Origin of the sequence: Microbulbifer hydrolyticus, from assembly GCF_009931115.1 — a bacterium.
GTDB classification, from domain to species: Bacteria; Pseudomonadota; Gammaproteobacteria; order Pseudomonadales; family Cellvibrionaceae; genus Microbulbifer; species Microbulbifer hydrolyticus.
This window is the reverse complement of sequence record NZ_CP047491.1, coordinates 1,362,602-1,372,500: the sequence shown is the minus strand read 5'-3', so window position 1 is coordinate 1,372,500 and position 9,899 is coordinate 1,362,602. Positions and strand designations below refer to the sequence as shown.

At 59.5% G+C, this 9,899-nt stretch carries 9 protein-coding genes; all 9 read right to left on the bottom strand.

The genetic code is table 11. The annotated features are described in order from the left end of the window. Positions 1 to 190: 190 nt before the first annotated feature. The 9 genes from GTQ55_RS05760 to GTQ55_RS05720 all read right to left on the bottom strand — a co-directional run bounded on the left by GTQ55_RS05760 (position 191) and on the right by GTQ55_RS05720 (position 9,897). The gene (locus tag GTQ55_RS05760) at positions 191 to 1,435 is read right to left on the bottom strand and encodes an aspartate kinase (RefSeq protein ID WP_161857879.1); all 1,245 of its coding nucleotides are present in this window, start codon (positions 1,433 to 1,435) and stop codon (positions 191 to 193) included. A gap of 153 nt (positions 1,436 to 1,588) precedes the next feature. Beyond that, the gene (gene alaS, locus GTQ55_RS05755) at positions 1,589 to 4,201 is read right to left on the bottom strand and encodes an alanine--tRNA ligase (RefSeq protein WP_161857878.1); all 2,613 of its coding nucleotides are present in this window, start codon (positions 4,199 to 4,201) and stop codon (positions 1,589 to 1,591) included. A 61-nt stretch (positions 4,202 to 4,262) separates the two neighbouring features. Continuing rightward, the gene (locus tag GTQ55_RS05750) at positions 4,263 to 4,625 is read right to left on the bottom strand and encodes a histidine triad nucleotide-binding protein (RefSeq protein WP_161857877.1); all 363 of its coding nucleotides are present in this window, start codon (positions 4,623 to 4,625) and stop codon (positions 4,263 to 4,265) included. A 51-nt stretch (positions 4,626 to 4,676) separates the two neighbouring features. Next, a complete protein-coding gene (locus tag GTQ55_RS05745; protein WP_161860031.1) occupies positions 4,677 to 4,865 on the bottom strand; it encodes a Trm112 family protein in 189 nt (62 codons plus the stop codon). A gap of 146 nt (positions 4,866 to 5,011) precedes the next feature. Continuing rightward, entirely contained in the window at positions 5,012 to 5,881 is an 870-nt protein-coding gene (locus tag GTQ55_RS05740) for an alpha/beta hydrolase (protein WP_161857876.1), read from the bottom strand. Positions 5,882 to 5,996: 115 nt separating this feature from the next. Continuing rightward, the gene (gene glpK, locus GTQ55_RS05735; protein ID WP_161857875.1) at positions 5,997 to 7,484 is read right to left on the bottom strand and encodes a glycerol kinase GlpK; all 1,488 of its coding nucleotides are present in this window, start codon (positions 7,482 to 7,484) and stop codon (positions 5,997 to 5,999) included. A gap of 63 nt (positions 7,485 to 7,547) precedes the next feature. Beyond that, the gene (locus GTQ55_RS05730; protein WP_237567843.1) at positions 7,548 to 8,189 is read right to left on the bottom strand and encodes a regulatory protein RecX; all 642 of its coding nucleotides are present in this window, start codon (positions 8,187 to 8,189) and stop codon (positions 7,548 to 7,550) included. 2 nt (positions 8,190 to 8,191) lie between these two features. Beyond that, positions 8,192 to 9,235, bottom strand: coding sequence for a recombinase RecA (gene recA / locus GTQ55_RS05725; protein ID WP_161857874.1), 1,044 nt, complete (start codon positions 9,233 to 9,235; stop codon positions 8,192 to 8,194). A gap of 149 nt (positions 9,236 to 9,384) precedes the next feature. Then, positions 9,385 to 9,897, bottom strand: coding sequence for a CinA family protein (locus tag GTQ55_RS05720; protein WP_161857873.1), 513 nt, complete (start codon positions 9,895 to 9,897; stop codon positions 9,385 to 9,387). Positions 9,898 to 9,899 lie beyond the last annotated feature (2 nt).

The following is a 9,899-nucleotide window of genomic DNA, read 5'->3' as shown; positions in this document are numbered from 1 at the left end:
ATCCTGTGATTTGGCACGACCAGTTATCCCTAGCGCGCGCCTTGAGTCATAATAACCCGAGAACGCTTCAAACCGGGAATCTTGTCCGTCACTTTATTCAGTATCGTCCAGTCGCAGAAAATCTCAATAGGTCGCACCGCACGCCAGACAATCGAATCGCTATGATTGAAGGCGGCATCCATCACTCTGGTTATAGCTTTCCCGCTGACTTGGCTTCAGACAGCTCAAATGCGCTGTGCAGCGCGCGCACTGCCAGCTCCAGGTAACGTTCGTCGATAATGACTGAAATCTTGATTTCAGAGGTCGTGATCATCTGGATGTTGATATTGTCTTCACCCAGCGCCTCGAACATCCGGGATGCCACGTTCGCGTGAGAACGCATGCCAACCCCCACAATGGAAACCTTGGCAATCTTGTCGTCGGATACGACTTCCCTGGCACCCAGCTCGTCTGCCACGCGCTCGAGCACACCGCGCGCCTTGCTCAGATCGTTGCGATGCACTGTGAACGTGAAGTCGGTTGTGCCGTCGATCGCACTGATATTCTGAACGATCACATCGACTTCGATGTTTTCCGCGCCAACCGGGGCCAATATGCGACAGGCCACCCCGGGGGTGTCCGGCACACCACGTATTGTCAGTTTTGCCTCGTCGCGGTTAAACGCTATGCCAGAGACTACAGGCTGTTCCATCTCGTTGTCTTCCTCATCAAGACTAATCAGTGTGCCGTTGCCGTCTTCAAACGTTGAGAGTACGCGCAGCGGCACCTTGTACTTTCCGGCAAACTCTACCGCCCGGATCTGCAGCACTTTGGAGCCAAGGCTCGCCATCTCCAGCATCTCCTCAAAGGTGATGCGATCAAGACGACGAGCACTGTCCACCACGCGCGGATCCGTGGTGTAGACCCCATCCACGTCGGTGTAAATCTGACACTCGGTGGCATCCAGCGCCGCCGCCAGCGCAACGCCGGTCGTATCGGAACCGCCGCGGCCGAGGGTAGTAATGTTGCCGTCGTCATCAACGCCCTGGAAACCAGCAACAACGACCACTTTCCCCGTATCCAGGTCGCGGCGCATACGCTCTACGTCAATGCGTTGAATACGCGCTTTGGTGTGGGCGTTGTCGGTCAGGATCTTTACCTGCCCCCCCGTGTAGGAGCAGGCATCATAACCACGCTTCTTCAGCGCCATGGTCAGTAGCGCGATCGTAACCTGCTCCCCGGTGGAAACCAGTACATCCATCTCCCGCGGGTCCGGGTGCTCCTGGATCTGGCGCGCCAGGTCAATCAGGCGGTTGGTTTCTCCGCTCATCGCAGAGAGAACCACAACCATACTGTGGCCCTGGGCTTTGAACCCGGCCACCTTGTCAGCCACCGCCTCAATGCGCTCAATCGAGCCCACCGAGGTGCCGCCGTATTTCTGCACGAACAAACTCATCGTTCTAGTGTTCCTTACTACCCAATTACGCGCCACTGACGCGCGCGTCGCGCACTAAATCACCTAATTCAAGGCAAATCAACTGAAAACACACAATTCTCGCCAGGTTAACGCCGACAAATCTCGATTTGCCGGCATATTCGGCTAAAGGTTTCACTTGATATTGTTTTTCACCCAGTCGGGGACGCTTTTCAGTACGCCAGGGAGCGATTCAACGTCAGTTCCGCCACCCTGAGCCATATCCGGGCGACCGCCGCCTTTGCCACCGAGCTCTCCGGCAGCAAAGCGCATCAGGTCACCCGCCGCCAGGCGCTTGGTCAAGTCTTTGGTCACTGCCGCAACAAGGGCAACCTTCCCATCTGCCGGTGCCGCCAGCAGGACGATGCCGCTGCCGAGCTTGCTTTTCATCTGGTCAGCCACGTCGCGCAGTGACTTGGCATCCGCACCCTCAATCGAAGTCGCCAGCACCTTAACGCCATCAACCTCGACTGCCTGATTTGTCAGGTCTCCGCCCGCACCACTTGCGAGGCGGGTTTTCAATTGTGCGACCTCTTTTTCCAGCTTGCGGTTATTGGCCAGCAGCTGCTCAACCTTGTCAGCGAGGGTATCCGGGCGCGCCTTCAGCATGGCCGCAGCGTGATCCAGACGCTGCTGCGCCTCGTCGAACAGGGCGAGCGCATGGGCACCTGTAACTGCCTCAATTCGCCGCTGTCCAGAGGCGATGCCGCTCTCGCCCACAATACGCAGCAAGCCGATATCCCCCGTGCGGTTGACATGGGTACCGCCACAGAGTTCTACAGAGAAGGTTCCCGTGTCGGTGCGCTCACCCATGGAGAGTACCCGCACGGTATCGCCGTACTTTTCACCGAACAGCGCCATCGCACCTTTGGATTTGGCAGTCTCGATATCGGTCTCTTCGGTTTCCACCGGTGTGTTGGCTCGAATCTGGCTGTTCACCAGCGCCTCGACGGCACGCAGCTGCTTGGCGGTAACCGCCTCGGGGTGCGAGAAGTCAAAACGCAGGCGCTCTGAATCCACCAGCGACCCCTTCTGGGTCACGTGCTCACCGAGCACTTTACGCAGCGCGGCGTGGAGCAGGTGCGTCGCGGAGTGGTTCAGCGCAGTGGACTGGCGTACGTCGCCGGCAACTTCTGCAGTGACTTCATCGCCGACGGTGAGACTGCCGGAAAGGGCCTTACCCTGGTGCAGGTGGTGGCCACCAAGCTTGACGCAATCGGTGACTTCAAAGCGGCCACTGCCAGCCTGCAGATACCCGCTGTCACCAACCTGGCCGCCAGACTCTGCATAAAACGGGGTTCGATCCAGCACCACAGCACCAGTTTCTCCCTCCTCCAGGGTATCCACCCGTTCACCGTCTTTTACGATGGCGACGACTTTACCGGTCGCCTCGGTGCTTGCGTACCCGAGAAACTCCGTACTGCCCTCGAGCTCGATATTGTCGCTGTAATCCTGCTTGAATTTTCCCGCAGCGCGAGCACGTTCGCGCTGCGCATTCATGGCTTCGTCATAGCCCGCCATGTCCAGAGTGAGCCCCCGCTCACGGGCGATATCCTGGGTCAGGTCGGTGGGGAAACCGTAGGTGTCATGGAGAGTAAACACTAACTCGCCAGGGACTTCGGTCCCATCCAGAGAAGCCAGCGCATCGTCCAGCAGTGCCAGCCCCTTATCGAGGGTCTTGGCAAACTGCTCTTCTTCTTTGCGCAGAGCCTCCTCGATGATGGACTGCTTTTCGTGCAGCTCCGGATAGGCCTCTCCCATTTGCTCAACCAGGGCCGGAACCAGCTTGTAGAAGAAAATTTCCTTGTGCCCCAGCTTGTGGCCGTGACGCACCGCGCGGCGAATGATCCGGCGCAGTACGAACCCTCGTCCTTCATTGGAGGGCATGACGCCATCGGCAATCAGGAAAGAGCAGGAGCGGATATGGTCCGCGATCACCCGCAGAGATTTTTCCTCGGTGTCTTCGCAGCCGACGACCTGGCCGGCGGCCTTGAGCAGTGCCTGGAACAGATCAATCTCGTAGTTGGAGTGCACGCCCTGCATTACCGCGGCAATACGTTCCAGCCCCATACCGGTATCTACTGAAGGCTTGGGCAGAGGGTGCAACTCACCGTCCGCGGAGCGCTCAAACTGCATGAATACCAGGTTCCAGATCTCGATATAGCGATCGAGGTCATCGTTCTCGGAGCCGGGAGGACCGCCCGGAACGTCTTCACCGTGGTCGTAGAAAATCTCGGAGCTCGGCCCACAGGGACCGGTATCCCCCATCTGCCAGAAGTTGTCCTCATCCAGCCGGGAGAAGCGGTCTGCACTGACCCCGATTTCCTTCAGCCAGATGTCCGCAGCCTCGTCATCGCTAATATGCACGGTGACCCACAGGCGCTCTTGCGGCAGTCCCAGCACCTCGGTCAGGAACTGCCAGGCAAACTGGATAGCCTCCCGCTTGAAGTAATCGCCGAAGCTGAAGTTACCCAGCATTTCGAAAAAGGTATGGTGGCGAGCGGTGTAGCCGACATTTTCCAGGTCGTTGTGTTTGCCCCCGGCACGCACACAACGCTGGGAGCTGGTCGCGCGCAGGTAAGGGCGAGACTCCTGCCCCAGAAAGGTGTCCTTGAACTGCACCATACCGGCGTTGGTGAACAACAGCGTGGGATCGTTCCCCGGCACCAGGGAGCTGGAGGCAACACGGGTGTGCCCCTGCTCGGCAAAATAATTAAGAAATGCTTCGCGAATCTGTGCGCTCTTCATTCAGCCAACTTCCACATCGTCAGTAAAGTTTGTACCGGCGCATCGGTTGCGCCACCAGTTTTCAGCCCTGCAGGTCGTCGGCAAGGCCGGCCTCAGGCATTTCGCGCTGGGCCAGTAAATGGATATGCAGATGAAATACGGTTTGCCCCGCTTCGCGGCCGTTGTTGATCACCAGGCGGAACCCCTTTTCAAGCCCCAGACGCCGCGCAATGGTCGAAGCCACCCACATCAGGTGCCCCAACAGAGGCGCATCGTCCGGCTCCGCGTCCACCAGGCTGACCAGGGGTTTGCGGGGAATAATCAGCAGATGTGTCGGCGCCTGCGGTGCACGGTCTTCGATGACAATGCACTGGTCATCTTCGTAGAGGCGCCGGGCCGGCAGCTCTCCCGAAATGATCCGGCTGAAAACACTGCTTTCTCCCATACGGCACCTCCTTGCGCGCCCTGAATTCAGATTTCACCCATTGAGCCCGGGCTACTTTTCAAGCTTTTCGTCGACGGTAAGCGTCCGCGCCTCGGATTCCAGCATTACCGGGATCCCGTCCCGCACGGGATATGCCAGGCCGCTGGCCTTGCACACCAGTTCCTGGGTTTCTTCGTGATATTCCAGCGGCGCCTTGCTGACCGGACAGACCAGCAAACTCAGTAGTTTTTTGTCCATGATTCACTCTGCATAAGCCCACACCCCGGAACTACTGGGCTGCGGGTCAAAAATGACCGCGTATGGTACAACGCTTTTCTGGGGTTTTCACGGTCGACGGAAGAATTCCGGCCGTCGCGAAATCGTGCGATCAGGAGGGGGACCGGTGCTCAGGCACCGGCACGCAGCTGTTCTGGCAGGACGCCCTGAGTGGAAGGGGCTGAGTGTTCGGTCAAATGCTCAAGCAGCGATTCCATGGCCTGCTCCGCCAAATCCGGGTCATTGAATACCTCATGGTAAGCGCCGGCGAAGGTGCACAGACAGTGGCCGCTCCCTTCCAAACTCTCATGCCACGCACGGCTGACGTCAGGGTCCACCAGATAATCGGCCTCCGGGAGCAGGGTCAGGCATGGGGTTTGTATTGCCTCCGGATGCGCCAGCAACCGGTCGCGCACTTTCCGGTAGCCGAGAAACCAGCGCGGCGTCACCCGGTCGTGCACCAGGTCGTCGGCACGATATGCCTCAACCACTTCCGGGTCGCGGCTGATCCATCGGCTATCCAGGCGATTGGAGAGGGGTAACCCCGGGGCGATCCGCGCCAGCAGACGAATCAGCCCGACTTCCACCACCCCCGGCTCATTACCGCCCGTGAACGCTGGAGCAGACAGCACCAGACTGTCGACCAGCGGCTCGCTTCCCGCGGAGACCAGTGCATCGCAGGCAATTACGCCTCCCATACTATGCCCGAGCAGGTGAATCGACTGCCCCGGGTTTTCATGGCGCGCGAGATGGATAAAGTGACTCAGGTCTGTGGAGTAAAGGGTGAATTCTTCGATATCGCCGCGGCGCCCGGGGGATTGCCCGTGTCCGAAATGGTCCAGCGCGTATACGCTGTAGCCGTGGGCATTGAGATATCGAGCCAGCAAGCGGTAGCGGCCGCTGTGCTCGCCCAGCCCATGGGAAACAACCACTACGCCAAGGGCATTTTCAACCCACCAGCGCCGGTAGTGCAGCCGGATATCACGGGACTCAAAATACATGGCACTCTCCTGCTTCTTATCATTATTCGAGGATTCTGCCACTCCGATGTTATCGGAGTATTGCGGGCTTGTTACCCACTAGTTTGTACAACGAATTCCACTCTTTCGCCAGTACTTACCCACCTCTGTAGGTGCGACAAGCCGCCACTGCGCACGCCCACCCTTTCAGAAGCTCCCGACGCGGCAGTTCGCCCATCTGGGGGAGGAAGTCCCGCTCGACATCTACCAGTGTCTTCGGAAGGTCATCGTGCGGCCAAACCCCCGCGCCGATACCGGCCAATAGCGCCGCACCGACCGCAGTGGTTTCTATCTGCCGGGGCCGCTCCACCCGCAGACGGGAAATATCCGCCTGAAACTGCATCAGGAAATTGTTTGCGCTGGCACCACCATCGACCCTGAGGCACTTCAGATCCACACCCAGGGCCTGAGCCATAAGCTGCGCCAGTTCATGACTCTGGTACGCAATGGACTCGAGCGTTGCCCGCACAATTTCTGCCCGGCCAGCCCCCCTTGTGAGACCGAATATGGCGCCGCGGGCACCGGCATCCCAGTGCGGCGCGCCGAGGCCACTGAAGGCCGGTACCAGATACACCCCTCGGGTATCCGGGATTCCCAGGGCAATCTGCTCGGTCTCCGCAGCCTGCTGAATCACACCCAGGTCATCCCGCAACCACTGCACTGCCGCGCCACCGTTGAACACCGATCCCTCGATCGCAAACTGGGGCTGGCCAGCCAGGTCACAAGCGATGGTGGTGAGCAGCCCCTCGGGAACGAGCGGCCGCGTGTTACCAGCGCAGGCGAGCATGAAGCATCCGGTGCCGTAGGTGTTCTTCAGGCTACCGGGTTCGACACAGCCCTGCCCGTATAAAGCGGCCTGCTGATCTCCCGCAACGCCGGTGATGGGAACCTCGGCACCGAGAAACGCGGCCGGGTCGGTGGTGGCAAACATCCCGGCAGAGGGACGAATTTCCGGAAGGATCGAGGGCGGGCAGCCGAACAGTTTCAGCAACTCACTGTCCCACTGGCGGCGGTCCAGATCGTAGAGCAGGGTTCTGCTGGCGTTGGTGTGATCGGTAAGATGGGACCGGCCACCGGTGAGACGCCAGATCAGCCAGCTGTCGACCGTGCCGAAGCAGAGCTCACCTGCCACCGCACGGCGATACAGGTCGGGCGAGTGCTGGAAAATCCAGCGCAGCTTGCTGGCGGAAAAGTAGGCATCCAGCAACAGCCCGGTTTTGGCCCGCACCATGGACTCGGCACCAGCCTCCCGTAACTCACTGCAGATTTCGGCGGAACGCCGGCACTGCCAGACGATGGCGCGATGCACCGGCTCGCCAGTGTGGCGATCCCACAGAATGGTGGTTTCCCGCTGATTGGTGATCCCCAGTGCCGTCAGCTCACGCGCATCCACACCTGAGCGCTGAAGGGCCGCGGCACAGACCCTGAGCGTGACCTGCCAGATTTCCTCGGCGTCGTGTTCGACCCAACCGGGACGCGGATAATACTGGGGGAATTCGGAATAACTGCGGCCGCGCAGCTGGCCGTCAGCATCAAAGACAAACGCCGTGGTACCCGTTGTACCCTGGTCAATAGAGAGAATCATCGCGGCTCACTTTTCATTATTGATTGTGTAGACCGTTTACTCTCCAGCCAGTATATACGCTCCCTACAACCCCGTCTCAGCCCCGTGTCCGGAGTCGCCAGCGGCATCCAGCTCGGCGATTGCGTACTGAATGGCATCGCTGAGAAAACCACGGTAGGCAAGGTAGCGTTGCCGGCGGGCGCGCTCTTTCATCTCCTGCTGTCGCTCGAGGGAGGGGTCGATTGGGCGCCGGAACTTGCGCTGCAATTGCTCCAGCGCCAGCTCGAACCAGTCCACATCCTCCTGTAACTGGTCCATCGCCGCCTGGGCCAGCGACGAATGAATCCCCCGTAACTGCAGCTCCTGACGAATCCTCAGCGGCCCCTGCCCGCGCTGGACACGGGAACGGCAAAATACTTCCGCAAAGCGCTGGTCAGACTGGTAATTAAGCTCCTGCAGCCTCAGCAACAGAGCGTCAAAATCACCAAGCGGGTACTTTTTGCCCAGTTTCTGGCGCAGCTCGTGGCAGGAGTGCTCGCGGCGAGATAGTAGCTCCAGTGCGCTGTTGAACAGGGCCTGGAACGCGTCAGCGGATTCCCGCGAGACTTCGGCGGAGCCGGCGGTTTTGTGAGTATCGGGGGAGTGGGGAGTATCTAGGGAATCGGGTTCAGAAATATCCGGCAGCCAGGAGGGCTGGCCACCGGAGTTATCGTCGGGAAAAGACAAGATCAGTCTTCCGCAGCTTCCAGCGCTTCCGGCTGTGCGTCCGGCTTTGCGTCCGTCACATCACCCAGAAGCTGGGCCCGCAGCTGGGACTCAATGTCGTTGCGGATATCGGTATTTTCCTTCAGGAACTTGACCGCGTTGGCCTTGCCCTGGCCGATCTTGTCGCCCTTGTAGCTGTACCAGGCTCCGGCTTTGTCCACCAGCCCCATCTTCACGCCGTAGTCGATGATTTCACCCAGCATATTGATGCCTTCACCGTACAGGATCTGGAATTCGGTCTGTTTGAACGGCGGCGCCACCTTGTTCTTGACGACCTTGACACGCGTTTCGTTACCAACCACTTCGTCACCCTCTTTCACCGCGCCGATACGACGGATATCCAGGCGTACGGAGGAGTAGAACTTCAGCGCGTTACCGCCGGTGGTGGTTTCGGGCGAACCAAACATCACGCCGATCTTCATACGGATCTGGTTGATGAATACGCAGAGGGTGTTGGTGTTCTTGATGTTACCGGTCAGCTTGCGCAGCGCCTGGGACATCAGGCGGGCCTGCAGGCCCACGTGGGAATCGCCCATCTCGCCTTCAATCTCCGCACGCGGCGTCAGTGCCGCCACGGAGTCCACAACCAGCACATCCACGGCACCGGAGCGCACCAGCATATCGGCCACTTCCAGTGCCTGCTCACCGGTATCCGGCTGGGACACAATCAGTTCATCAACATTTACGCCGAGCTTCTCGGCGTAAATCGGGTCCAGTGCGTGCTCCGCGTCCACAAAGGCACAGGTGCCGCCCTTGCGCTGGGCCTCCGCGATAACCTGAAGGGTCAGGGTGGTTTTACCGGAGGATTCCGGACCGTAGATCTCAACAATACGCCCGCGGGGCAGACCGCCAATACCCAGCGCCACATCCAGGCCCAGGGAGCCGGTGGAGATCGCGGGGATACGCACACGCTCTTTATCCCCCATGCGCATGACGGTGCCCTTGCCGAACTGACGCTCGATCTGTGACAGCGCCGCCTGTAAAGCCTTGTCTTTGTTGGAATCCATGACCCTTCCCATGTACTTGAAGTTTGCTTATGGGAGGGAGCTTAGAGAAAAATTACTGTATAAGCAACCAGTAATCCGGAATTGATGGTCGCCACCCGCGGGGGGCCTCTGCGACCCGATCCGGGAAGCACGCCATTCAGCGATTGCGATCAGCGCTTGCAGTGTAACTCGGCAATTTCGAGCATTCCCCTGAGGGCTTCGATCACCGTCTGGGACTGGATCTGGGCACGGTTTCCTTCAAAGTGCAACAGGCGCGCATCGGCCTGGACAGGTTCCTGCCCCTCACCGTGGGCCCAACCAATCCATACCGTGCCGACAGGTTTTTCTTCGCTACCGCCATCTGGCCCCGCGATGCCACTCACTGCCACCGCGAGGTTCGCGTCCAGCCGGTTGAGCACGCCGACTGCCATCTGCCGCACTACAGCCTCGCTGACCGCACCAAACTCCTCAAGGTCTTTCCGGTCAACGCCGAGGAAATCGCGCTTGATACGATCCGCGTAAGACACCACGGAACCTTCGAACCAGGCGGAAGCGCCCGCGGCAGAGGTAATCGCTGCCGCAATGGCGCCGCCAGTGCAGGACTCCGCGGCGGTCACCTTCCACCCTAGACGCTGAAGTTTCTCACCAAGGCTTTCCGCCAGCTGCAGAATCTGCGAATCCACAC

Excerpts from the sequence above, each read along its gene's own strand:
- GTQ55_RS05760 (WP_161857879.1), bottom strand. The coding sequence starts at position 1,435 with ATGAGTTTGTTCGTGCAGAAATACGGCGGCACCTCGGTGGGCTCGATT.
- alaS (WP_161857878.1), bottom strand. The coding sequence starts at position 4,201 with ATGAAGAGCGCACAGATTCGCGAAGCATTTCTTAATTATTTTGCCGAG.
- GTQ55_RS05750 (WP_161857877.1), bottom strand. The coding sequence starts at position 4,625 with ATGGGAGAAAGCAGTGTTTTCAGCCGGATCATTTCGGGAGAGCTGCCG.
- GTQ55_RS05740 (WP_161857876.1), bottom strand. The coding sequence starts at position 5,881 with ATGTATTTTGAGTCCCGTGATATCCGGCTGCACTACCGGCGCTGGTGG.
- glpK (WP_161857875.1), bottom strand. The coding sequence starts at position 7,484 with ATGATTCTCTCTATTGACCAGGGTACAACGGGTACCACGGCGTTTGTC.
- recA (WP_161857874.1), bottom strand. The coding sequence starts at position 9,235 with ATGGATTCCAACAAAGACAAGGCTTTACAGGCGGCGCTGTCACAGATC.